General features: G+C 59.9%; 25 protein-coding genes and 1 rRNA gene. 21 read left to right on the forward strand and 5 right to left on the reverse strand.

Features of this window, described 5'->3' with window-relative positions:
* Positions 1–12: 12 nt before the first annotated feature.
* From AB5Y68_RS14780 to glmU, 12 genes are all read left to right on the forward strand, one after another.
* Positions 13–816: a ParA family protein gene (locus AB5Y68_RS14780; RefSeq protein WP_039040627.1), complete on the forward strand. Its 804-nt coding sequence runs from the start codon at positions 13–15 to the stop codon at positions 814–816.
* On the forward strand, positions 813–1,721 hold the full coding sequence (locus tag AB5Y68_RS14785) for a ParB/RepB/Spo0J family partition protein (RefSeq protein ID WP_010672268.1): 909 nt from the start codon (positions 813–815) through the stop codon (positions 1,719–1,721). The genes AB5Y68_RS14780 and AB5Y68_RS14785 overlap by 4 nt, the downstream gene beginning before the upstream one ends.
* Before the next feature lie 190 nt (positions 1,722–1,911).
* On the forward strand, positions 1,912–2,322 hold the full coding sequence (locus tag AB5Y68_RS14790) for an ATP synthase subunit I (RefSeq protein WP_010672267.1): 411 nt from the start codon (positions 1,912–1,914) through the stop codon (positions 2,320–2,322).
* Between the two features lie 8 nt (positions 2,323–2,330).
* Positions 2,331–3,113: a F0F1 ATP synthase subunit A gene (gene atpB, locus AB5Y68_RS14795; protein WP_010672266.1), complete on the forward strand. Its 783-nt coding sequence runs from the start codon at positions 2,331–2,333 to the stop codon at positions 3,111–3,113.
* A 58-nt stretch (positions 3,114–3,171) separates the two neighbouring features.
* Positions 3,172–3,411 carry a F0F1 ATP synthase subunit C gene (atpE, locus tag AB5Y68_RS14800; RefSeq protein WP_368207299.1) on the forward strand — a complete coding sequence of 80 codons (240 nt, stop codon included), beginning with the start codon at positions 3,172–3,174 and terminating at the stop codon, positions 3,409–3,411.
* A 51-nt stretch (positions 3,412–3,462) separates the two neighbouring features.
* Positions 3,463–3,933, forward strand: coding sequence for a F0F1 ATP synthase subunit B (gene atpF, locus AB5Y68_RS14805; RefSeq protein ID WP_010672264.1), 471 nt, complete (start codon positions 3,463–3,465; stop codon positions 3,931–3,933).
* A gap of 13 nt (positions 3,934–3,946) precedes the next feature.
* A complete protein-coding gene (gene atpH, locus AB5Y68_RS14810; RefSeq protein WP_010672263.1) occupies positions 3,947–4,480 on the forward strand; it encodes a F0F1 ATP synthase subunit delta in 534 nt (177 codons plus the stop codon).
* Positions 4,481–4,495: 15 nt separating this feature from the next.
* A complete protein-coding gene (gene atpA, locus AB5Y68_RS14815) occupies positions 4,496–6,037 on the forward strand; it encodes a F0F1 ATP synthase subunit alpha (RefSeq protein ID WP_010672262.1) in 1,542 nt (513 codons plus the stop codon).
* Positions 6,038–6,079: 42 nt separating this feature from the next.
* Positions 6,080–6,946, forward strand: coding sequence for a F0F1 ATP synthase subunit gamma (gene atpG, locus AB5Y68_RS14820; protein ID WP_010672261.1), 867 nt, complete (start codon positions 6,080–6,082; stop codon positions 6,944–6,946).
* A gap of 33 nt (positions 6,947–6,979) precedes the next feature.
* Complete coding sequence (atpD, locus tag AB5Y68_RS14825) at positions 6,980–8,368, forward strand: F0F1 ATP synthase subunit beta (protein WP_010672260.1); 1,389 nt, start codon at positions 6,980–6,982, stop codon at positions 8,366–8,368.
* 18 nt (positions 8,369–8,386) lie between these two features.
* Entirely contained in the window at positions 8,387–8,815 is a 429-nt protein-coding gene (locus tag AB5Y68_RS14830) for a F0F1 ATP synthase subunit epsilon (protein ID WP_010672259.1), read from the forward strand.
* Positions 8,816–8,908: 93 nt separating this feature from the next.
* Positions 8,909–10,270 carry a bifunctional UDP-N-acetylglucosamine diphosphorylase/glucosamine-1-phosphate N-acetyltransferase GlmU gene (gene glmU / locus AB5Y68_RS14835; protein ID WP_039040626.1) on the forward strand — a complete coding sequence of 454 codons (1,362 nt, stop codon included), beginning with the start codon at positions 8,909–8,911 and terminating at the stop codon, positions 10,268–10,270.
* 51 nt (positions 10,271–10,321) lie between these two features.
* On the opposite strand, the gene creD is transcribed toward glmU, so the two are convergent.
* The 4 genes from creD to blrA form a co-directional block, all read right to left on the reverse strand.
* Complete coding sequence (gene creD, locus AB5Y68_RS14840; protein ID WP_039040625.1) at positions 10,322–11,713, reverse strand: cell envelope integrity protein CreD; 1,392 nt, start codon at positions 11,711–11,713, stop codon at positions 10,322–10,324.
* Positions 11,714–11,834: 121 nt separating this feature from the next.
* Positions 11,835–12,629 carry a class D beta-lactamase OXA-1160 gene (locus AB5Y68_RS14845; RefSeq protein ID WP_010672256.1) on the reverse strand — a complete coding sequence of 265 codons (795 nt, stop codon included), beginning with the start codon at positions 12,627–12,629 and terminating at the stop codon, positions 11,835–11,837.
* Positions 12,630–12,728: 99 nt separating this feature from the next.
* Positions 12,729–14,150 carry a beta-lactam sensor histidine kinase BlrB gene (gene blrB, locus AB5Y68_RS14850; protein ID WP_039040624.1) on the reverse strand — a complete coding sequence of 474 codons (1,422 nt, stop codon included), beginning with the start codon at positions 14,148–14,150 and terminating at the stop codon, positions 12,729–12,731.
* A 34-nt stretch (positions 14,151–14,184) separates the two neighbouring features.
* Complete coding sequence (gene blrA / locus AB5Y68_RS14855; RefSeq protein ID WP_039040623.1) at positions 14,185–14,859, reverse strand: beta-lactam response regulator transcription factor BlrA; 675 nt, start codon at positions 14,857–14,859, stop codon at positions 14,185–14,187.
* Positions 14,860–14,981: 122 nt separating this feature from the next.
* On the opposite strand from blrA, the gene AB5Y68_RS14860 reads away from it, so the two are divergent.
* Positions 14,982–15,755: a DeoR/GlpR family DNA-binding transcription regulator gene (locus tag AB5Y68_RS14860; protein WP_039040622.1), complete on the forward strand. Its 774-nt coding sequence runs from the start codon at positions 14,982–14,984 to the stop codon at positions 15,753–15,755.
* 55 nt (positions 15,756–15,810) lie between these two features.
* On the forward strand, positions 15,811–17,643 hold the full coding sequence (gene glmS, locus AB5Y68_RS14865; RefSeq protein WP_039040621.1) for a glutamine--fructose-6-phosphate transaminase (isomerizing): 1,833 nt from the start codon (positions 15,811–15,813) through the stop codon (positions 17,641–17,643).
* A gap of 60 nt (positions 17,644–17,703) precedes the next feature.
* On the opposite strand, the gene AB5Y68_RS14870 is transcribed toward glmS, so the two are convergent.
* Positions 17,704–18,480: a LuxR family transcriptional regulator gene (locus tag AB5Y68_RS14870; RefSeq protein ID WP_010672236.1), complete on the reverse strand. Its 777-nt coding sequence runs from the start codon at positions 18,478–18,480 to the stop codon at positions 17,704–17,706.
* Between the two features lie 211 nt (positions 18,481–18,691).
* On the opposite strand from AB5Y68_RS14870, the gene AB5Y68_RS14875 reads away from it, so the two are divergent.
* From AB5Y68_RS14875 to AB5Y68_RS14905, 7 genes are all read left to right on the forward strand, one after another.
* Positions 18,692–19,453, forward strand: coding sequence for a DUF3450 domain-containing protein (locus AB5Y68_RS14875; protein ID WP_039040620.1), 762 nt, complete (start codon positions 18,692–18,694; stop codon positions 19,451–19,453).
* Positions 19,450–20,757: a MotA/TolQ/ExbB proton channel family protein gene (locus AB5Y68_RS14880; protein WP_039040619.1), complete on the forward strand. Its 1,308-nt coding sequence runs from the start codon at positions 19,450–19,452 to the stop codon at positions 20,755–20,757. The genes AB5Y68_RS14875 and AB5Y68_RS14880 overlap by 4 nt, the downstream gene beginning before the upstream one ends.
* On the forward strand, positions 20,754–21,284 hold the full coding sequence (locus tag AB5Y68_RS14885; RefSeq protein WP_010672233.1) for a MotA/TolQ/ExbB proton channel family protein: 531 nt from the start codon (positions 20,754–20,756) through the stop codon (positions 21,282–21,284). The genes AB5Y68_RS14880 and AB5Y68_RS14885 overlap by 4 nt, the downstream gene beginning before the upstream one ends.
* Positions 21,281–21,682: a biopolymer transporter ExbD gene (locus AB5Y68_RS14890; protein WP_010672232.1), complete on the forward strand. Its 402-nt coding sequence runs from the start codon at positions 21,281–21,283 to the stop codon at positions 21,680–21,682. Before AB5Y68_RS14885 ends, AB5Y68_RS14890 begins: the two co-directional genes overlap by 4 nt.
* Positions 21,679–22,341 (forward strand): energy transducer TonB, encoded by a 663-nt coding sequence (locus AB5Y68_RS14895; RefSeq protein ID WP_029313347.1) that lies wholly within the window; start codon positions 21,679–21,681, stop codon positions 22,339–22,341. The genes AB5Y68_RS14890 and AB5Y68_RS14895 overlap by 4 nt, the downstream gene beginning before the upstream one ends.
* 2 nt (positions 22,342–22,343) lie before the next feature.
* The gene (locus tag AB5Y68_RS14900) at positions 22,344–23,522 is read left to right on the forward strand and encodes a hypothetical protein (protein ID WP_039040618.1); all 1,179 of its coding nucleotides are present in this window, start codon (positions 22,344–22,346) and stop codon (positions 23,520–23,522) included.
* Positions 23,523–23,929: 407 nt separating this feature from the next.
* Positions 23,930–23,995, forward strand: a 16S ribosomal RNA gene (locus tag AB5Y68_RS14905); the annotation flags it as partial.

The following is a 23,995-nucleotide window of genomic DNA, read 5'->3' on the forward strand; positions in this document are numbered from 1 at the left end:
TTAGGGGACAGTGTGGGAAAAGTCATTGCCATAGCCAACCAGAAGGGTGGAGTGGGTAAAACCACCACCTGTGTGAATCTGGCCGCCTCCATGGCCGCTACCCGGCGCAAGGTGCTGGTGATCGATCTGGATCCGCAGGGCAATGCCACCATGGGCAGTGGCGTCGACAAGTACGATGTCGAGCGCACCGCCTATGAACTGCTGATCGAAGATGCCCCCATCGGCGAGGTGATCATCCCCGAAACCTCGGGAGGCTATCACCTGATCGCCGCCAATGCCGACGTGACCGCGGCAGAAATCCGCCTGATGGAGTTTTTTGCCCGCGAGATCCGCCTGCGCAACGCCCTGGCCTCGGTCAGGGAGAAGTACGACTACGTCTTCATCGACTGCCCGCCTTCTCTCAACATGCTGACGGTGAACGCCATGGCCGCCGCCGACTCCGTGCTGGTGCCCATGCAGTGCGAATACTATGCGCTGGAAGGGCTGACCGCCCTGGTGGACACCATCAGCAAGCTGGCAGCCGTGGTCAATCCGGAGCTGAAGATCGAAGGGGTGCTGCGCACCATGTTCGATCATCGCAACCGGCTGGCCAATGATGTGTCCGATCAGCTGAAGCAGCATTTCGGGGACAAGGTCTATCGCACCATCATTCCCCGCAACGTAAGACTGGCGGAGGCGCCGAGCTTTGGCGCGCCAGCCATGCACTATGACAAATCATCGGTGGGGGCCAAGGCCTATCTGGCCCTGGCTGGCGAGATCCTGCGCCGCCAGGAACAGGAGTCCCAGCCGCTCACCGCAGATCGAGAGAGCATATGACGCCGAAGAAACGTGGGCTGGGCAAGGGGCTGGACGCCCTGCTCAGCACCAGCACGGCCGCCCGCCAGAAACAGGTGATGAGCGACCAGCGCACCGAACAGGCCATGGCCCCGACCAATCAGGGGGAATTGCGCAAGCTGCCGGTGGAGTGGCTGCAGTCCGGCAAATACCAACCGCGCAAAGATATGTCCCAGGACGCGCTGGAGGAGCTGGCCAACTCCATCCGTGCACAAGGGGTGATCCAGCCCATAGTGGTTCGCTCCATCGGTGAAAACCGTTTCGAAATCATTGCTGGTGAACGCCGCTGGCGCGCCTCCCAGCTGGCCCGTCTCGAAGTGGTGCCCTGCCTGGTCAAGGATGTCGCCGACGAGGCGGCCGTCGCCATCGCACTCATAGAGAATATCCAGCGTGAAGATCTCAACGCCATCGAGGAGGCCGTCGCCCTCCAGCGCCTGCTGACGGAGTTCGAACTGACTCACCAGCAGGTTGCCGAGGCGGTAGGCAAGTCCCGCACCACGGTCACCAACCTGCTGCGTCTCAACCAGCTCAACGAGGACGTGAAGCGCTTCGTGGAACACGGCGACCTCGACATGGGGCATGCCCGTGCCCTGCTGGCCCTGAGCGGCCAGGCCCAGTCAGAGCTGGCCAAACTGGTGGCCCAGAAGGGGCTGACAGTGCGAGATACCGAGAAGCTGGTGCAAAAAGCACTGGAACCGGCAAAAACCAGGGTTGAACCCGTCCGCGATCCGCAGTTTGGTTATCTCGAGCGCCAGATTTCTGAAAAAATTGGCAATCAGGTGCAACTTCAGCCGGGTAAGAAAGATAGCGGCAAGTTAGTAATAAGTTACGATAACTTGGCAGATTTGGACCGGGTATTGGGCTATTTTGGCCTGTCAGAATCGTGATTTTTACGCTTTTTGTAGTAATAAAACATCCATTACTTTCGATATGAACATAACCTTAATTTCGCGCGGAAAGCCGCAAAAATTAAGGATTTTTGCCATGTTGCAATAGCCGTCTTCACGGGTATAATTTGACCGGCTTTTCGAGCTGTGAACCTGGGGTCTTCGGATCCCGATTTTTTACAGTTCTGTAATGTTCAGGGGTAGGTTGGTGAAGCAGAAAATAGCCTTGGAAGGTTTGACGCTGGCCTTGGCTATGCTCGTTTGTCAGCTGGTCCTGATCCTGGCGATCGCCACCGTCTGGTTTTATCAGGCGGGAGAGTTCGCCGGACAATCCTCTCTCTACGGAGGGGGGATGTACTGGGTTCCTCAAGCCCTGTTCACGCTCTGGGTTCTGCGCCGCAAGGTGACGAAAGAGAGCGTAGGCCTGGTTTTGCGGGACTTTTATGGTGGGGCAGGGATTAAGCTCATTACTACAACAGGACTTTTCGCCCTGCTGTTTGGCGCCGGGATTGAGGTCGACACCGCCTCGTTCTTCGCCACTTATATCCTCGCCCTCGTTGTACAGTGGATAGTTTCATTCACGCTTAACAACCACTATTAGGAAAACTCATGTCTGCAACCGGAGAAGTCCTGACTCCTCAGGGATATATCTCCCACCACCTGACCCACCTGCAGGTAGGGTCCGGGTTCTGGACGGTGAATATCGATTCCATGATATTTTCCGTCGTGCTAGGCGCCCTGTTTATCTGGTTGTTCCGCAAGGTTGCCGTCAAGGCCACCAGCGGTGTGCCCGGTAAGCTGCAGTGCTTTGTGGAGATGCTGGTCGAGTTTGTGAATGGTAACGTCAAGGACATCTTTCATGGTCGCAACAAGGTCATCGCACCTTTGGCCCTGACGGTGTTCGTGTGGATCTTCCTGATGAACTTCATGGACCTGATCCCCGTTGACTTTATCCCTCACGCTGCACAGTTGATGGGTGTTCCCTATCTGCGTGTGGTTCCCTCTGCTGACGTTAACATCACCATGTCCATGGCTTTGGGCGTGTTCTTCTTGATCCTGTACTACAGCATCAAGGTCAAGGGTATCAGCGGGTTCGTGAAGGAGCTGACGCTTCAGCCTTTCAACCACCCTGCTGCCATCCCGGTTAACTTCATCCTTGAAACCGTCACGTTGATTTCCAAGCCTGTTTCATTGGGTCTGCGACTGTTCGGCAACATGTATGCTGGCGAACTGATCTTCATCCTGATTGCGGGTTTGTTACCCTGGTGGTCACAGTGGATCCTGTCCGTGCCTTGGGCAATCTTCCACATCCTGATCATCACTTTGCAGGCGTTTATCTTCATGGTTCTGACCATCGTCTATCTGTCGATGGCGCAGGAAGACCATGGTTGATGCAACTCAAATAATCCTTTTTATACAATCAATTACATCTAAATAAATGGAGATCCTCATGGAAAACTTGAACATGGACCTGCTGTACATCGCTGCTGCAATAATGATGGGTCTGGCGGCTATCGGCGCCTCCATCGGTATCGGTATCCTGGGTGGCAAGTTCCTGGAAGGTGCAGCTCGTCAACCTGACCTGATCCCTGTTCTGCGTACCCAGTTCTTCATCGTGATGGGTCTGGTGGATGCGATCCCGATGATCGCCGTTGGTCTGGGTCTGTATGTGATGTTTGCGGTTGCCTAAGTCATTACGACTCACGCAGAACCCATTAACTAACTAAAGAGGACATCGGCTGTGAATATCAACGCCACCCTCCTCGGCCAAGCAGTTGCTTTTTTCATCTTCGTAGTGTTTTGCATGAAGTACGTATGGCCGCCGCTGATGGCTGCCATCGAAGCCCGTCAGAAAGAAATCGCTGACGGCCTCTCTTCTGCAGAGCGTGCCAAGAAAGATCTGGAGCTGGCCAAGGCCAACGCCACCGATCAGCTGAAAGAAGCCAAGCTTCAGGCTGCTGAAATCATCGATCAGGCCAACAAACGCAAGGCCCAGATCATTGATGAGGCCGCTGTCGGAGCCCAAGCTGAGCGGGAGAAAATCCTGGCTCAGGGCCGTGCAGAGATCGAAGCTGAACGTCATCGTGCCAAAGAAGAACTGCGCAAGCAGGTTGCTGCTCTTGCCATCGCGGGTGCAGAGAAGATCCTGGCACGCCAAATCGACCAGGCTGCCAACAGCGACATCGTCGACAAACTGGTAGCAGAACTGTAACGGGAACGGGGCTATGTCTGAACTGACTACAATCGCTCGCCCCTACGCCAAGGCTGCTTTCGAGTTTGCCGTTGAGCACAAGGCGGTTGACCAATGGCTGGAGATGCTCGATTTCGCCGCTCAGGTGGCAGAAAACGAGACCATGCACAGCCTGGTAAACGGCTCCGTTGCTGCCGAAGAACTGGCAAAGCTGTTTGTCGGTGTCTGCGGTGAGCAGCTCAACGAGCACGGTCAGAACCTGATCCGGGTGATGGCCGAGAATGGTCGCTTGGGTGTGCTGCCGGCGGTCGTTGCCGAATTCGTCGCGCTCAAGGCTGAACTGGACAAAGAAGTTCAGGCTGACGTGATTTCGGCGATCGAACTGACCGACCAGCAGAAAGCCAATATTCAGGCTTCTCTGGAACAACGTCTCGCGCGCAAAGTGAAGCTGAATTGCAGCACAGATGCGTCCTTGATGGCCGGGGTGCTCATCAAGGCCGGTGATCTCGTTATCGACGGCACGGTCCGCGGTAAGCTGGATCGCATGGCCGATGCGCTGCAATCTTGATTGGGGTATTAGAGCATGCAACTGAATTCCACTGAAATCGCCGAGCTGATCAAGCAGCGCATTGCGCAGTTTGATGTCAAAAGCGAAGCGCGTAACGAAGGTACCATCGTTTCTGTAAGCGACGGTATCATTCGTATCCACGGTCTGGCCGATGCCATGCAGGGTGAGATGATCGAGCTGCCGGGCAACCGCTTCGCTCTGGCATTGAACCTGGAGCGTGACTCCGTTGGTGCCGTAGTAATGGGTCCCTATGCCGATCTGGCCGAAGGGATGAAGGTAAAGGGTACCGGCCGCATTCTGGAAGTGCCGGTCGGTCGTGGTCTGTTGGGCCGGGTGGTCAACACCCTGGGTCAGCCGATCGACGGTAAGGGTCCGGTAGACAACGACGGCTTCTCGCCGATCGAAGTGATCGCCCCGGGCGTTATCGAGCGTAAGTCTGTTGACCAGCCAGTCCAGACCGGTCTGAAAGCCATCGATGCCATGATCCCTATCGGTCGTGGCCAGCGTGAGCTGATCATCGGTGACCGCCAGGTTGGTAAGACCGCCATCGCCATCGACACCATCATCAACCAGAAAGATTCCGGCATTAAGTGCGTCTACGTTGCGATCGGCCAGAAGGCCTCCACCATCGCCAACGTGGTGCGCAAGCTGGAAGAGCACGGCGCCCTGGCCAACACCATCGTGGTCGTGGCTTCTGCCTCCGAAGCGGCTGCTCTGCAGTACCTGGCTCCCTACGCCGGTTGCTCCATGGGCGAGTACTTCCGTGACCGCGGCGAAGACGCACTGATCATCTATGATGACCTGTCCAAGCAGGCCGTTGCCTATCGCCAGATCTCCCTGCTGCTGCGCCGTCCGCCTGGACGTGAAGCTTATCCGGGTGACGTCTTCTATCTGCACTCCCGTCTGCTGGAGCGTGCTGCTCGCGTCAACGCCGAGTACGTAGAGAAGTTCACCAACGGTGCCGTGAAAGGCCAGACCGGTTCCCTGACCGCCCTGCCGATCATCGAAACCCAGGCCGGTGACGTCTCCGCGTTCGTTCCGACCAACGTGATCTCCATCACCGATGGCCAGATCTTCCTGACCTCCCAGCTGTTCAACTCCGGTATTCGTCCGGCGGTTGACCCGGGTATCTCCGTATCCCGTGTGGGCGGTGCTGCTCAGACCAAGATCGTCAAGAAGCTGTCCGGTGGTATCCGTACCGCGCTGGCCCAGTACCGCGAACTGGCGGCATTTGCCCAGTTCTCTTCCGACCTGGACGATGCCACTCGCAAGCAGCTGGATCACGGTCAGAAAGTCACCGAGCTGATGAAGCAGAAGCAGTACTCTCCGATGAGCGTGGCCCAGCAATCCCTGGTGCTGTTCGCCGCCGAGAAGGGTTATCTCGCCGATGTCGAACTGAGCAAGATCGTCGACTTCGAAGCCGCTCTGCTCTCTTACGCCAATACCCAGCATGCCGAGCTGATGGCTGAAATCAATGCCAAGGCCGACTACAACGACGCGATCGTTGGCAAGCTGACTGCGTTGCTGGATGACTTCAAGGCAACCCAGACCTGGTAAGCGTGTGTGGCAGCGCAAGCTGCCACCTGATGGAGAGAAGAGATGGCCGGCGCAAAAGAGATACGTAACAAGATCGGGAGTGTGAAGAACACTCAGAAGATCACCAGCGCTATGGAAATGGTGGCAGCGAGCAAGATGCGCCGTGCGCAGGAACGCATGTCTGCCAGCCGTCCGTACGCTGAAACCATGCGCAAGGTGATCGGCCATATCGCTCAGGGGAACTTGGAATACAAGCACCCCTACCTCATCGAACGTGAGGTGAAGCGAGTGGGTTACATCGTCGTCTCCACCGACCGTGGCCTGTGTGGTGGTCTGAACATCAACCTGTTCAAGGCTGCCCTCAATGATATGAAGCAATGGAGCGCGAAAGGTGCCAAGGTTGACCTGGCATTGATCGGTAACAAGGCCTCCAACTTCTTTGAACGGCACGGCGCCAAGGTGAAAGCCCACGTCTCCGGACTGGGTGACAACCCGAGCGTCAATGACCTGATCGGTTCAGTGAAGGTCATGCTGAAGGCTTACGACAACGGTGAGATTGACAGGCTGTATCTGGTGTACAACAAGTTCGTCAACACCATGGTTCAGCAACCAAAAGTCGATCAACTGCTGCCTTTGCCCGTAACAGAAGACAGCAAGCTCGCCAAGAAGCACCACTGGGACTACCTCTATGAGCCGGATCCCAAGCAACTGCTGGATACCCTGCTGATTCGCTACGTCGAATCCCAGGTCTACCAGGGTGTGGTAGAAAACTTGGCAAGTGAACAGGCAGCCCGAATGGTTGCCATGCAAGCCGCGACTGACAACGCCGGCAACCTGATTAACGATTTGCAACTGGTATACAACAAGGCCCGTCAGGCCAGTATTACCCAGGAGCTCACAGAGATCGTTTCCGGTGCTGCTGCGGTGTAAGGCAAGGGTTATCAAAGGTTTAGAGGATTTGACATGAGTAACGGTTTCATCGTCCAAATCATCGGCGCTGTGGTGGACATCGAGTTCCCGCAGAATGCCGTGCCCCAGGTGTACGATGCACTGAAGGTTGTCAGCGAAGGCCAAGGCCAGGGTCTGGTACTGGAAGTTCAGCAACAGATCGGCGGCGGCGTCGTGCGTTGCATCACCATGGGTTCCTCCGACGGTCTGCGTCGTGGGTTGGAAGTAGTTAACAGCGGCAAGGCCATCCAGGTACCGGTCGGTACCTCGACCCTGGGCCGTATCATGAACGTACTGGGCGACCCCATCGACGAGAAGGGTCCGATCGGCGAAGAAGAGCGTTGGTCCATCCACCGCGAAGCCCCCAGCTACGAAGATCAGTCCAACAGCACCGAGCTGCTGGAGACCGGCATCAAGGTTATCGACCTGGTATGTCCGTTCGCCAAGGGTGGTAAGGTTGGTCTGTTCGGCGGCGCCGGCGTAGGCAAGACCGTCAACATGATGGAGCTGATCCGTAACATCGCGATCGAGCACAGCGGTTACTCCGTGTTCGCCGGTGTAGGTGAGCGTACCCGTGAGGGTAACGACTTCTACCACGAGATGATGGAGTCCAACGTACTGGACAAAGTATCTCTGGTTTACGGTCAGATGAACGAGCCGCCCGGAAACCGTCTGCGCGTGGCGCTGACCGGCCTGACCATGGCCGAGAAGTTCCGTGACGAAGGTCGTGACGTGCTGTTCTTCGTGGACAACATCTACCGTTACACCCTGGCCGGTACCGAAGTATCCGCACTGCTGGGCCGTATGCCCTCCGCAGTAGGTTACCAGCCGACCCTGGCCGAGGAGATGGGTGTTCTGCAAGAGCGCATCACCTCCACCAAGACTGGTTCCATCACCTCCGTACAGGCCGTTTACGTGCCTGCGGATGACTTGACCGACCCGTCTCCGGCGACCACCTTCGCCCACCTGGATGCGACCGTCGTACTGTCCCGTCAGATCGCGGCACTGGGTATCTACCCGGCCGTTGACCCGCTGGACTCCACCTCCCGTCAGCTGGATCCGCTGGTGGTTGGCAAGGAGCACTACGAGACCGCTCGTGGCGTTCAGACCGTACTGCAGCGCTACAAGGAGCTGAAGGACATCATCGCCATCCTGGGTATGGATGAACTGTCAGAAGAAGACAAACTGACCGTAGCCCGTGCCCGTAAGATCGAGCGTTTCCTGTCCCAGCCGTTCTTCGTGGCCGAAGTATTTACCGGTTCTCCGGGCAAATACGTGCCGCTGAAGGAAACCATCCGTGGCTTCCAGGGCATCCTGAAGGGCGAGTATGACGATCTGCCGGAGCAGGCGTTCTACATGGTTGGCGGCATCGACGAAGTCGTCGAGAAGTCCAAGAAACTGTAAGCCTCGATAGGAGGGCCCATGGCTGAGATGATCTCCTTTCACCTGGATGTGGTGAGCGCCGAAGGAAAACTGTTTTCCGGTCGCGTGCAATCCGCCCAGGTATCAGGCTCCGAAGGTGAGCTGGGTCTCCGCCACGGTCATGCTCCGTTGCTGACTGCCATCAAGCCGGGCCTGGTCCGCTTGATCAAGCAAAATGGTAGCGAAGAGGTGCTGTACATCTCCGGCGGCATGCTGGAAGTACAACCCGAAGCCGTGACCGTGCTGGCCGATACCGCCATTCGCGCAGACGATCTGGATGAGGCGAAAGCCCAGGAAGCCAAGCGTCGTGCCGAAGAGCGGATCAACAGCTCCCATGGTGATATCGACTATGCTCAGGCGTCTGCCGAGCTGGCCAAAGCGATGGCCCAGCTGCGGGTTATCGATATCGTCAAAAAGAATTACCGCTAATCACGGTGATGCAAAAAGCGACCTTCGGGTCGCTTTTTTTTTGCCCGTTGGATAGACTCCGCCCAGCATTTCCACCTGTTTCAAAGGCTAGCTATGTCTCTCAACGTCGTGATCCTGGCTGCGGGCAAAGGCACCCGCATGCGTTCCTCCCTGCCCAAGGTGCTGCACCCCGTTGCCAGCAAGCCCATGGTCTCCCATGTGATCGAGACCGCCCGCCAGATCGGTGCCGAACAGCTGCACCTGGTCTATGGCCACGGCGCCGAACTGCTGAAGGAGCGGATCCAGGCATCCGACCTGAACTGGGTGCTGCAGGCTCAGCAACTGGGGACCGGCCATGCCGTCGCCCAGGCCATTCCGTTCTGGCATGACGAAGACGACGTGCTGGTGCTCTACGGCGATACCCCGCTGATCCAGCCCGAGACCCTGCAACGGTTGCTGGCCGCCAAGACCGACGATGGCATGGCGCTGCTGACCGTGGTACTGGACAACCCGACCGGCTATGGCCGCATCGTGCGGGAACACGGTCAGGTGGTCGGCATTGTCGAGCAGAAGGATGCCAACGTCGAGCAACTTGCCATCCGCGAAGTGAACACCGGCGTGCTGGTGGCCAACGGTGGTCAGCTGCGCAGCTGGCTCTCCCGCCTGGACAACAAGAATGCCCAGGGCGAGTTCTATCTGACTGACGTCATCGCCATGGCCCATGGGGATGGTTGTGCCATCGCCGCCGTCCACCCTGACAGCACCATGGAAGTGGAAGGGGCCAACAACCGGGTGCAGTTGGCCCAGCTTGAGCGCAGCTACCAGCAGATGCAGGCCGAGAAGCTGATGATCGCTGGCGCCACCCTGATCGATCCGGCCCGTTTCGATCTGCGCGGCACCCTGGAAATCGGGGAGGAGGTGGTGATCGACGTCAACGTCATCATCGAAGGCAAGGTGGTGCTGGGCAATCACGTGCGCATCGGTGCCGGCAGCGTATTGAAGGATTGCGTGATCGGCGACCACACCGAGGTGAAACCCTACTCCGTCATCGAAGGTGCGCAAATTGCCGACCAGTGCTCGGTCGGGCCCTTTACCCGCCTGCGCCCGGGTGCCGTGCTGGAGCAGGATGCCCATGTCGGCAACTTCGTCGAGATGAAGAAGGCTCGGCTGGGGGTGGGCTCGAAGTGCGGTCATCTGACCTATCTGGGTGATGCCGAGATCGGAGCCGGGGTGAATATCGGTGCCGGCACCATCACCTGCAATTACGATGGGGTGAACAAGTTCCAGACCATCATCGAGGACGATGTCTTCGTCGGCTCCGATACCCAGCTGGTGGCGCCGGTGCGGATCGGCAAGGGGGCGACCCTGGGGGCGGGTTCCACCATCACCAAGGATGTGGCGGAAAACGAGCTGGTGATCACCCGGGTGCCCCAGCGCCACATTCCGAACTGGGCTCGCCCGGTCAAGAAGAAGTGATGCCCGATCAATGAAATGCAAACCGGCGCCCGAGGGCGCCGGTTTTTTTGCTTATGGCTGATGGCTGGTGTCACTGGTCGATGGCTGGGGGGCCGCCCATGCGGTGGCGGAGGGACTGTTCTCCATCACCTGATACCAGTCGAGCTTGCGAGTCAGCCCCATGACCAGCGCCAGGGTGGCGAACAGCAGCAGGGCGCCGAGCAACAGGGCTGTCTCCTCGGCCTGCAGCAGCCCGAACAGAATGGCGTAGACCAGCCCCAGCAGGGCGGCGAATCCCATGCCCTGTTTTGGGCCGCCCAGCACATGGCTCAGGTAAAAGCCGTTGAGGGCCACACTGGCCAGGGCGGCAATGAGATAGGCCAAGGTAAAGCCGAGATGCTCGGTCAGCGCCAGCAGCACCAGATAGAAGATGGCCAGCCCCATGCCCACCAGCGCGTACTGGATGGGGTGTACCCGCAGCCCCTTGAGCAGCTCGAACATGAAGAAGCTGATGAAGGTGAGGCCGATGAACAGCAGGGCATATTTGGCGGCCCGCTCGTTCAGCTGATAGTGATCCACCGGTTGCACCAGGCTGACGCTGAATGACGGCAGTTTGGTGCCCGCTCCCTTCATCATGCGGTTGAAGCGGCTCTCCATGTCGGTGGCGAACCAGCTGGTCTGCCAGCTTGCCTCGAACCCTTGATCCGCAAGGGTGCGTTCACCGGGCAGAAAGTCGCCGAGAAAATTGGGATGGGGCCAGTTGCCGTTCAGGTGAAACCGGCTGTCCTGTCCGAGCGGCACCACTTCCAGCGCATTCATGCCCTGCAGATCCAGCTCGATGTGAAAGCGGCCATCTTCGTCTGGCAAGGCGTTGAGCGGGGCATGGATCCCCACTCGCCCGTCCCCCAGCTGGGCACCAGGGGCAAACGGGATGCGTTGCTCTCCCCATTGCAGTTCGGGTACGCGGCTGATGCCCCGGGCATCGGAGAGGATCAGGCTGAGATAGGGTTTGCCCGGCACCAGGGCGGGATCCGCCGGGTCGAAGCTCAGGTTCGGGTTGCCGGCCACCAGCCCCTTGTCAGCCTGGCTGGTGGGCATCAGGCCGGAGAGGGAGAGGCGACTGTGATAAATCTGGGCCTGATAGATACCGAGCTTGCGCGGGGTCACCTCCATGCTGGCCCGCACGTCCAGCCTCTGGGGCAGCAGGTAGCGATAGACCTGCTCCTTGCGAACGAAATGTTTGCCATCCTGCTCGACGGTGACGGTCCGGGTATAGGGCTGTACCAGTACGGGCCCCATCAGGCGCTGGGGCCCGCTGTGGCTGGCCATGATGCTGTGAATGGCCTGACTGCGATAGGCCTGGCGCTCCCGATTCAGCTCCATGATGGCGTGAACCGGGATCATCATCAGCAGGCAGAGCAGCAGCAGCAGGGCGATCTTGTGGGTGAAAATCTGTTTGACCATGACACGTCTCCTTGTTGTTGAACGGGAGTGTGCCGGGGTCGCGTGAAGGGAGGATGGGGCAGTGTGAAGTGGTGGTGAAGGGGGATAAAAAAACCGGCGCCAGGCGCCGGTGTTGCTGGCATCAGAGTGTCTTCAACCGGGCCGGCAGGGCGGCGAACACCTCCTCCCTGGCCCTGAGGGAAGCGAACTGCTTGCCCGGCTTCTGGATAACGGTGTGGACGAAGATGAGCGTCTTGTCCTGTTTGCTGGCCCAGCCGACGAACCAGCCGATCTGCTGCTCCCTGTCCAGGCTGCCATCCAGCAGCTTGGGGTAGCCCATGCCGGTCTTGCCGTGGATCTGCCAACCGTCGATGTCGGGCTGACGCATCAGGTTGGCGGTATGGCGCAGGGTCTGGGCGGAGACCGGCAGCTTGCCGCTCACCATCTTGCCAAGGAAGCGGGCTTGCTCCTGGGGGCTGATGGCGAGGCTGGTGCTGAGCCAGGCCTGGGTCAGACCGTCGTGCTTGCCCGGGTTGCCTTCGAGATCCCGGTTGCCGTAGTCGAAGCTGTCCACGTAGTGCTGGAAGCGAGCCTCTCCCAGCCACTCGGTGAGACGCTGCGAGTACCAGATGACAGAGAATTGCATCCAGCTGCTCGGGGTGGTGGTCTGTTTCCACTCCGGCAGGAAATCAGGATCACCGGCCTTGAACGGCAGGGCCGGCAGTTGTTCATCCACCAGAAAGCCGCTGTCATAGCCCATCAGTGCCAGCGGGATCTTGAAGGTGGAGGCCGGGGTCAACTGGGCGGCACAGTCCCCCTGGGTGCTGACGGGTTTGCCGGTGCCATCGGCAAACAGCATGCAGCCAGAAGCGGCGCTGGCAGGCAGTGCACAGAAGAGGCCGGCGGCAAGCAGACCGGACAACAGCATACGGGGCATATCTATCTCCTTGATTAATATGAATGCGCATCGACGGGGACGGTCGTCATCGAGGAGGTGCAGCTTAGCCCGGCTCTGTGTGCTTGGTGTGAAGTGTCCTCAGTTGCCGGGCAGCCAGAGAGTGGCCAGCACCCCCCCGCCCGGCTGATTGGCAAGAGCAAGATGGCCGCCATGCTGGCGTGCCACCTCCATGGCAAAACTGAGCCCGAGGCCGCTGCTCTTGCCCTTGTCTGGCCTTGGCAGGGAGTAGAAACGCTCGAAAATCCTGGGCAGCGCAAAGTCGGGAATGCCTGGACCCTGATCCCGCACCCGGAAGCAATAACCCCCCTCCTCCATGGCGCCGCTCAGCACTAGGGTACTGCCGGCGGGGGCGAAATCGAGGGCGTTGTCCAGCAGGTTGCCAAGGGCCTGCTCCACCAGCAGGGGATCCCACTTCTGCTTCTGACCTTCCCCCAGCTCGGCATGCAGGGCGATCTGGCGGCGCTGGGCCTGGATCTGGCGGGCGTCGAGCACCCGTCTGCCCAGCCGGGCCGGCTCGACGGATTGTCTGTCCAGCCCCTGCCCTGATTCGAGGCGGGCGAGTTGCAGCATGCGTTCGATCAGCTGCTGCATGCGGGCCGTCTCCAGATTGATGTTGCCGATAAAGCGCTTTGCGATGTCCGGCGGCGGCGCCTCGGCCAGGATCTCCCCCGCCCCGCGAATGGCCGCCAGCGGGCTTTTGAGCTCGTGGGTCAGGCTGTGGACATAGGCCTCGATATAGGCCTTGCCGTCCAGTTGGCGGCGCATGGTCTCCAGGGAGTGGCCTAGCCTGTCCAGTTCGGGGCTGTAGAGGCGCGGCAGGCTGGCGGGCTGACCTTGGCTGATTGCATCCGCATAGTGCACCAGCTTGCCGATGGCGCGGTTGAGCCACCACACCAGCAAGGCGCCGATGAGCAGCGAGATGAACAGCAGCAGGGCCGCCCCTTTCAGCAACTGGTGTTCGCTGCGCTCTATCATGGGCTGCAGGGTGCTGTTGGGCTTGGCGACGGTGAGGGAGCCGATGATCTCGGCCCCTTCCCGCAGCGGAGCTGCCACATACATGGTCGAGCTGGCAGCATCGTCGGGATCGGTGCGGGTGCTGCGGGCGCCATATTCGCCACGCAGGGTCAGGTAGACGTCGTTCCAGCGCGAGTAGTCCTTGCCCAGATCCACCCCGTCCGAGTCGTAGACCACCCTGCCTTTTGCGTCGGTCACATAGATGCGGTACTCCGCCTGCTGCTTGAGGTGGCCATCGATGAGGGCATTGATGGGACTCTGGTTCAGGCGGGCGAAGGCGCTGGCCAGCCGACCATTCGCCATCTTTCCTTCCTGCATGTCGTCCAGGGCCAGGGGGGCCAGCATCTGCGCCATGTCCACCAGGGTATCTTCGGTGGCGCTGCGTACCCCGGGCTTGATCTCCTCGACGAAGATCTCCAGCACGAACCAGGCAGCTAGGGCGAAGATCAGCACCAGGCCGCACAGCAGTTGCAATCCGATTCTCATCTCATTCCCCTGCCGATGCCCGGCCACCCCGAGTTCATGCCAGCTCCAGACTGTAGCCCAGCCCGCGGTGGGTCAGGATCAGGTTGGCGTCAGGGTCCCGCTCCCGCAGCTTGGCTCTCAGGGTCTTGATGTGGGTGTCGACGGTGCGATCCAGACTCTCTTCCGCATCCTGCCACACCAGATCCATCAGCTGCTGGCGGGAGTAGACCCGACCCGGCGCCTGCATCAGGGTCTTGAGCAGCAGGTACTCATAGCGGGTGAGCGTCAGGGGCTGGCCCAGGAAGCAGATTCGTGCCCGCTCCTCGTCCAGGGCGAGTGGCTGTATCGGCTGGGAGGGGGCGGGCTGGCTGCGGCGCAGGATGACCCGCACCCGGGCGCACACCTCACGGGGCGAGAAGGGTTTGGCCACATAGTCGTCTGCCCCTATCTCCAGCCCGATCAGCCTATCTATCTCCTCGCTGCGGGCGGTGAGAAACATCAGGGGAATATCGGTCAGTGCCCGCACCCGCTTGCACAGTTCGAAACCGCTGATGTCCGGCAGCCCCACATCCAGGATCAAAAAATCCGGTCGCGTCTGTTCCAGTCGCGCCAGCAACGGCTGACCGAGGGGGAACCACTCCACCTCGAAACCATCGGTCTGCAGGGCATAGAGCAGGGTATCGGCAATGCTGGCTTCATCTTCCACCAGCCAGATGAGTCGTTTTTGCATGGCGTCCTCGTCGCAAATCGGTTCCTCATTCTGGCATCGAACCAAATCGGATCCTATTTGCCGTTTGATTTTTCCCGAAAAGGCATTAATATTTCGCCATTCTTTCGAATCGAAACTTATAAATGACCAAACGCAACACACAGCAGCGCCGTCACACCATAGTGAGTCTGGTGCAGGATCAGGGGGAAGTCAGCGTCGATGCCCTGGCCAAACACTTCGCCACCTCCGAAGTGACCATCCGCAAAGATCTGGCGGTGCTGGAGACCGGTGGCCTGTTGCTGCGTCGCTACGGCGGTGCCGTTCCCCTCCCCAGCGAGATGGTGGTGGACAGCAACCCGGAACAAGTTTCGAATCGAAAGCTGGCCATTGCCCGCGCCGCCGCCGAGCGGATCCGCGATCACAACCGCGTCATCATCGACAGCGGCAGCACCACCAGCGCCATGATCCCCATGCTGGGCAACAAGCGCGGCCTCATCGTCATGACCAACTCCCTCAATGTGGCTGGTGCCCTGCGCGAGCTGGAAAACGAGCCCACCCTGCTGATGACTGGCGGGACCTGGGATCCCCATTCCGAATCCTTCCAGGGGCAGGTGGCGGAGCAGGTGCTGCGCTCCTATGACTTCGACCAGCTCTTCATCGGCGCCGATGGCATCGACCCGGAGCGGGGCACCACCACCTTCAACGAGCTGGTGGGCCTCTCCCGGGTCATGGCCGAAGTGTCGCGGGAGGTCATCGTCATGGTGGAGTCGGAGAAGATCGGCCGAAAAATCCCCAATCTCGAGCTGCCCTGGTCCGGCATCCATACCCTGGTGACCGACGAGGGGCTGAGCAATGCGGCCAGAGAACAGATTCAGGCCAGGGGGATCACGCTGATTTGCGCCCCCGTGGCCGTGTGACCTGAACAAACCATTATCCAACCGAATTAACGTCTTACGTTTCAAGGAGAAGTCTATGTGTGGCATCGTCGGGGCCGTCGCCCAACGTGATGTGGCTGAAATCCTGGTAGAGGGCCTGCGCCGTCTGGAATACCGTGGCTACGATTCGGCCGGTGTCGCCGTGTTCAGCGCCAACCAGCCGCTGCAGCGGGTGCGTCGCCTCGGCAAAGTGGCCGAACTGGCCAAGGCACTGGAAGAGCAGCCCGTCCACGGTGGTACCGGCATTGCCCACACCCGCTGGGCTACCCATGGCGAGCCGTCCGAGCGCAATGCTCACCCCCACGTCTCCGAGCATATCGTGGTGGTGCACAACGGCATCATCGAGAACCACGAAGAGCTGCGGGAAGAGTTGAAGGCGCTGGGCTATGTCTTCAGCTCCGACACCGACACCGAAGTGATCGCCCACCTGGTGCACCACGAGCTGAAATCCGCCCCCAGCCTGCTGGTGGCCATGCAGATAGCGGTGAAGCAGCTGCGCGGCGCTTACGGCACCGTGGTGATGGACAGCCGTGACGACAGCCGCGTGGTGGTGGCCCGTTCCGGCTCCCCCCTGGTGATCGGCCGCGGCATCGGCGAGAACTTCATCGCCTCCGACCAGATGGCCCTGCTGCCGGTGACCCGCCGCTTCATCTTCCTGGAAGAGGGTGACGTAGCCGAAGTGACCCGCCGCGACGTGCACATCTTCGATACCCACGGTGAGGCCGTGATGCGCGAGGAGCTGGAGTCCGAGCTCTCCCACGATGCCGGTGACAAGGGCGAATACCGACACTACATGCTCAAGGAGATCTACGAGCAGCCCAAGGCCATCACCAACACCCTGGAAGGCCGCCTGGGCAGTGATCACGTGGTGGTCGAGTCCTTCGGCAACGGCGCCCGCGCCATTTTCGACAAGGTCGAGCACGTCCAGATCGTCGCCTGCGGCACCTCCTACAACTCCGGCATGGTGGCCCGCTACTGGTTTGAAGAGATCGCCGGCGTCTCCTGCGACGTGGAGATCGCCTCCGAGTTCCGCTACCGCAAGTCGGTGGTGCGCCCCAACAGCCTGCTGGTGACTCTTTCCCAGAGCGGAGAAACCGCCGATACCCTGGCCGCCCTGCGCCTGGCCAAGGAATCCGGTTACATGAGCTCCCTGGCCATCTGCAACGTACCGGGCTCCTCCCTGGTGCGCGAATCCGACCTGGCCTTCATGACTCGGGCTGGTGCCGAGATCGGGGTGGCGTCCACCAAGGCGTTCACCACCCAGCTGGCCGGTCTGCTGATGCTGGTGGCCTCCGTCGGTCACTGCCGTGGCAACCTGAGCGCCGCCGCCGAGGCCGAACTGGTCAAGGCGCTGCAAGCCCTGCCTGTGCGTATCAAGGAGAGCCTGGCCCTGGCCAAGCAGATCGAGACTCTGGCCGAAGAGTTTGCCGACAAGCACCACAGCCTGTTCCTCGGTCGTGGCAGCCAGTACCCCATCGCCATGGAAGGGGCGCTCAAACTCAAGGAGATCTCCTACATCCACGCCGAGGCCTATGCCGCCGGTGAGTTGAAGCATGGCCCGCTGGCGCTGATCGATGCCGAGATGCCCATCATCGTCGTGGCGCCGAACAACGATCTGCTGGAGAAGCTCAAGTCCAACGTGGAAGAGGTACGTGCCCGTGGCGGTATCCTCTATGTGTTCGCCGATGCGGACGCCGGGTTCAAGAGCGACGAGACCATGCGGGTGATGAGCCTGAACCACGTGGAAGAGATGATCGCGCCGATCGTCTATACCGTGCCGTTGCAGCTGCTCTCCTACCACGTCGCCCTCATCAAGGGCACCGACGTGGATCAACCGCGCAACCTGGCCAAATCCGTGACTGTGGAATAAGCCGTCGCCGGAAATGAAAAAAGAGCCGCATTGCGGCTCTTTTTGTTTTGGCAAAACAGGCTACGACAGCCGCAGGTTGGTGATGGTGACGTCGTCCAGGGAAGGCACAATGATGCCGCTGGAGATGCTCTTGGCGATCGCCTGGTTGCGGTTGCGCGAGTCCGTCTTGTTGGTGACCTGATTGAGGTGGAAGTTCACGGTTCGCTCGCTGATGCCGAGGATGGTGGCGATCTCCCAGGAGGTCTTGCCCTCGCTGGCCCAGAACAGGCACTCCTTCTCCCGATCCGACAGCTCGGCCAGGTATTTCATCAGGTCTGGCCTGGCCTTGATGAGGGTCAGGGCCGAGTTGAAGATGTAGCTGGCGCAGAATGACAGCAGGGGAACGTTTTCAAACATCAGATCGGAATTGGACTTCTCCTTGCTGATGAAAGAGAGGATGCCGTGTTCCCCCTGCGGCGTGTGCAGCGGGAAGGAGACGCCGTTCCTCACCCCGAAGTCGGCGGCGAGGTTCATCACCTCCCTGCTGGCGCTGGGCAACCAGGGGGCATCGCAATCGAGCTTGTTCCAGAAGATGGGCTGGGTCTGCTTCAGTCCCAGGAAGACGACCGGATCCTGGGTCAGGTAGTGCCGTTCCGAATAGGCATCAAACCAGCTGGTGGGGCAGTTGTTGAACAAGGCCACATGGGATTTCTGCATGCTGATAGGGAAAATAATCAGCAAACGGAAGTAATCAAACCCCATCTGATGACTGAAGCGCTCCAGTTGTTGCTGGATCTCGCTGGTCTTCTTCGCCTTGGTGAACCGATCTATGTGTTCCCAGATCGCATCGTTAAACATGTAAGTCTCCTTTTTCGATCACTTATCTTGCTGATCGAAAAGACATTTTTTAGTTATTTAAAATGGTGTTGCGACTACCAACGCCAGTTATTCCCGTACTTGTCTAAAAAGTATCCTGTTTTTTCGGCCAGAGGCCAAGAAAATCATCTGATTGCCAGTGACCCTACTCTTTGAGACAATGAGAATAGTTATCATTGTTAAGATTTATATCATGAACAAGTTTTGGGGTTTGGCCTTGTTGCCACTGTCAGTCCACTTTGCTGCTGGCGCCGACGAGCTGGTTGCACCGGCACTGAAAAACAGCATCGCCGCCGGGAAAGCCTCCCAGCTGCGTGTGGAGAAAGCCGCCGATGGCGCCGTCGCCGCCAGGATTGAGCTGCAAAATGCCCAACTACAACTGCGGGATCTGGAAGCCTACAACCGCTACATGCAGTCTCTGGTGGCCGATCAGCAAAACGAGCTGGGCAAGCTGAACCAGCAGTTGGAGGCGGTACAGGAGACCAGACAGGGGCTTGTCCCCCTGATGCTGCAGATGCAAGCCGATCTGGAACAGCTGGTACAGGATGACATCCCGCTGCGCAGGGAGGATCGTCTGGCGCGGGTTGCTGCCTTGAAAGCGACACTGGCCAGAGCCGATGTGAGCGAGGCGGAGAAGTTCCGCCAGCTATTGCAGGCCTATCAGATTGAAGCCGAATACGGCAGCAGGCTGGACCATTATTCCGCCGAGCTGGTGCTGGATGGCGCACCGCGCCGGGTCGACGTGCTGGCACTGGGCCGGGTCTCCCTGCTGGCGATGACCGCCGATCGCTCCCAGGCGTGGCGCTGGTCTGCCGAGCACAAGCAGTGGCAAGCCCTCGACGGCCAGTGGCTCTCCCCCATCGCCGAGGCGTTGGAAATGGCTGCCGACAAGAAAGTTCCCCAGTTGTTGAATGTCCCCCTTTCCGTCAGCCGTGGTCAGGAGGCCCAGTCATGAGCGTCACCATGAAGTGGTTACCCCTTGCCCTCGCCCTCTCTCTGGGCACCACAGCCGCCGTGGCCGAGGAAGCCTGGCAGCAGCAGGAACAGGCCCGTGAACAGAAGGCTCAGCAGGATCTGGCGTCTGTCTCCAGGGAGCTGAGCACTGCCCGTACCAAGCTGGCCGAGGCCCAGCGCCTGAGCAAGGAGCTGGCCAGTCAGTTCGCGGCCAATGAAAAGCAGCTGGTGGAGCTCAATACCCAGTGGGAGCAAGCCTCCGGCGACATGAACGACATCTTTGCGGTCACCCGTCAGGGCGCCAGCGATGCGGTCAAGTTGCTGAGCGAATCCGCCGTCGAGGGCCAGTATCCTGATCGTCTCGCCCCGCTGAAAACCATGGCACAGGATAAACAGGTGCCTGATCGCGCCGCCCTTGCCCTGCTGCCAGCCACCTTGCTGCAGGAGATCCGCGAATCGGGCCGGGTTGCCCAGTTCAACGGCAAGGTGCTCGATGCCCAGGGCGTTGCCAGCGAGCAGACGTTGACCCGGATCGGCAGCTTCGCCCTGCTGGGCGATGCGGGTTTCTTGCAACCGGAGGCCGAAGGCCTGAGTCCGGTGCTGGGCCTGCCAGGCAGCGTGCTTTCCGCTGTGGCCGCTTATCAGGGTCAGGAGGGAGAAGCGTTGCCGCTGGATCCCTCCCACGGTGTTCTGCTCGATATGCTGGCCCAGGCGCCCACCTTCTGGCAGCAAGTCCAGCAGGGCGGCCAGGTCGGCGCCATCATCGTGCTGCTGGCAGCCATCGGCCTGGGGATCGCTGGAGTACGGCTGTGGAGCCTCTCTCGCGAACTGGGTCGGGTTCGTCGCCAGCTCAAGAGCGGTGAATATCATGCCGACAACGCCCTCGGCCGGGTGCTGACGGTGGCTGACAAGCATCCAGAACTGAGCATGGAGACCCTCGAACTGCGTCTGGATGAGGCGATCCTGCAGGAGACCCCTCGCCTGGAGCGCGGCATCGGCATGGTCAAGGTGATCGCGGCCATCGCCCCCATGCTGGGTCTGCTCGGGACAGTGACCGGTATGATCGGCACCTTCCAGGCCATCACCCAGTTCGGAACCGGCGATCCCAAGATCATGGCGGGCGGCATTTCCATGGCCCTGGTCACCACGGTGCAGGGTCTGGTAGCGGCCATTCCGCTGATCCTGGCCCACAGCCTGTTGCAGTCCCGTTTCACCGAGCTCTCCAACGTGCTGGAACAGCAGGTGGCCGGAATCCTGGCCGAGCGGGCCGAAAGCAATGGTGACAGGGTGGAGCGGGTAGCATGATGCTCGACATCTGGCAGCAGTTGCAGAGCTTCATGGGCCGTGGCGGCCCGGTGCTCTGGGTCATTCTGGCCTTGCTGGTGCTGATGTGGATTCTGATGATCGAGCGGCTGCTCTACCTCAACCTGGGGTTTGCACCGTTGCAGCGTGAGCTGCTGGGCCGCTGGCAGGCGCGTCGCGAGCGTCACAGCTGGCACGCTCGCGCGATTCGCGGGCGCTGGCTGGCAGAAGTGGAGCTGGCGCTCAACCGTCATCTGATCTTCATCCGCACCCTGGTGGTGCTCTGCCCCATGCTGGGGTTGCTGGGTACAGTGACCGGCATGATAGGCGTATTCGATGCGCTGGCTGCGGCCAACCGCTTTAACCCGGAGAGCATGGCGGGCGGGATCTCCCGCGCCACCATCCCCACCATGGCAGGCATGGTGGTGGCCCTCTCCGGCGTGTTGTTACTCAGCCGGCTCGAGAGTCAGGCCAAGCGTGCGCTGGCCAAGACCCGGGACGGCCTGCGAGAAGAGAAGGTAATGCAATGAGACGGCAATCCAAACGCCAGCGCGATGAAGTGCAGATCGACATGACCCCCATGCTGGATATCGTCTTCATCATGCTGATCTTCTTCATCGTGACCACCTCCTTCGTGCGCGAAGCCGGGCTTGAGGTACACAGACCCCAGGCCAGCCAGGCCAAGGCGCAGAAATCGTCCAGCATCATGCTGGCGATCGGCGCTCAGGGGCAGATCTTCCTCGACCGCAAACAGGTGGATGTGGAGCGGGTGCAGGCCACCCTCGCCCGACTGTTGGCGGAGCAGCCCGAGGCAAGCCTGGTGATCCAGGCCGATGAACGGGTACCCCACGGCAAGGTGGTGCGGGTGATGGATGAAGCCAAGGCGGCAGGCATCGCCAACATCGCCGTGGCGGTGGCACCGAAATGAAACACAAGTTGATGAGCCTGGGACTGGGGATCGCCCTCAGTCTGGGCATCCTGTTGTTCATGGCCACCCTGGTGGAACCGCCCGGAGGGGAGAAGGCGACCACAGAGCAGAAATCCATCGTCATCAACATGCAGAACGAGGTGACCGAGGTACAGGTGCGTGAGCGGCCGGTACCCCAGGAGCCGGAACCCCTGCCAGAGCCGCCTGCCGCGCTGGCTTCGACGCCACTGCCCATGCCGGCGGCGGCCCCGTTGCCTTCGGTACAGCCGAGCCTGGATCTGGTCTCGACCCTGAGTGCGGTACAGGTCTCTGCCCCTGGCGTGGCGACCAGTCCCACTCCGGTCGCGAGCGGCAATTTCCATGGTCAGCAGCAGGGCGCTGGAATCGGTGCCGGTGACCTCTTGATGCCACTGCAACGGGTTGAGCCTGTTTATCCCTACCGGGCCCAGCAGGCCGGCATCGAGGGGGCGGTGACCCTGCGTTTCAGCGTCGATGCCGATGGGCGGGTACAGGATGTGGAGGTGGTCGAGGCCAAGCCGAAGCGCCAGTTCGAGCGAGCGGCCATTCAGGCGATCAACAAGTGGCGCTATCAGCCGAGGCCGGGCGCCACCGACAAGCTGGTGCAAGTCATCACGCTCAAATTCAAATTGGAGTCATAACCATGTTGCGGATCTGGATCTGTCTGCTGGCCCTGGTCAGCCAAGCCTGTCTGGCGATGGAGGTGAGCCCTCATTTCTCCCGCCAGTTGGAGCCCGTGATGAAGCTCTATCAATCCGGCCAGTGGCAACAGGCCCAGAGCAAGGCGGCTGTGCTCAAACCCGGTTCCGAGGCTGAGCACGCCTGGCTGGCGCAGTTACAAGCCTCTCTGGCCGCCAACCTGCAGCAGACCGCACAGGCGAGTCGCTACGTGGAGCAGGCTCTTGCTTATAAAGAGTGGCCAGAGCAGCAACGACTTCAGTTGTTGCGTCTGCGAGGGGATATCCAGGCCCAGCAATCCAACTGGTCCGGCGCCATCGCCAGCTACAAGGCCGCATTGGCCATCAAGGCTGACGATGCCTTGCGTCTGCGCTTGGCTGGCCTCTATTACCACAACAAGCAGTACGGCGAGGCAGCCAGCCAGAGTGAACAACTGTTGAAGAAAAGCTGGCAGAAGCAGGCAGCCATCATCCGCCTCTCCGCCCTCACTGCATTGCAGCGTTACGGCGTGGCTGCGGATCAGGCCGAAGAGTTGATCCGCCGCGAGCCGAAAGAGAGCAAGTGGTGGCAGCAGGCTGTGTCGCTCAATCTCTCCGCCAAGCGTGGTGATCGAGCGCTTGCACTGCTGCAAACTGCCATCGACCGTCAACTGATGGATGATGCTGCCGCCCGCAACCAGCTGATCCGCCTGTATGCCTGGCAGGGACTGCCCTATCGCGGTGCGCGTCTGCTGGAGTCTGCCATGGCCAAGGGACAGATGAAGCAGAGCGCCGAGAATCGCCAATTGCTGGCCCAGTTGTGGGAAGGGGCACGTGAGTGGCCGAAGGCTGTGGACAGCTGGCAGCTGCTTGCCCGGGAACATGCTCACCCCAAGGCCGCCATGCGTGCCGCCGAACTGCTGCTGCAACAAGGCAAGACGGATGCCGCCATGACCCAGCTCGCGGCCATCAAGTCGGTGAAGGGAGAGCAGGGCAACAGAGCCAAGGCCCTGCTGGTGCAGGCACACCTCAATAAAGAACAATATGCTCAGGCGCTGGTGTTGGCTCGCGAGCTGCAACAGCAGAACAACTGGCAAGACAGGGCGACCAGCTGGGTCAACTACATTCAGGCCCAGACTGACGGTATGAACAAAAAAGCGGCATGAAACTGGGGTAAACTCTCATTTCATGGGGTTTAGCCTGCTTTTTCAGCAAACGAGCGCATTTTTACAAAAAGCTCTTGTCATCACGGCGCGGCTCCCTATAATGCGCCCCTACCAGCACGGCGGACCACGCCGAACTGATGAGCCAGCTTCCTAGCGAAGTGGGCGCCGAAAGAAAAGCGAAAACAACCGCTTGACTTTCGAGGTGAGGAGCGTAAGATGCGCCTCCTCAACGCGATAAGCGTGACGCTCTTTAACAATTTGAATCAAGCAATCTGTGTGGGCACTCGCAGCATCGAGCATCAAAAACAATTTTTGATATCAATGTCTGATGAAGTGACCAAAGCAACTTTTAGTTGCAGCAGTTAATTCAGCAATTCGTTGAGCCGCTTTTCGAAGCAACCAAACTTAAATTGAAGAGTTTGATCATGGCTCAGATTGAACGCTGGCGGCAGGCCTAACACATGCAAGTCGAG

This window comes from Aeromonas sp. R6-1, assembly GCF_040908165.1.
Lineage (GTDB): Bacteria > Pseudomonadota > Gammaproteobacteria > Enterobacterales > Aeromonadaceae > Aeromonas > Aeromonas caviae.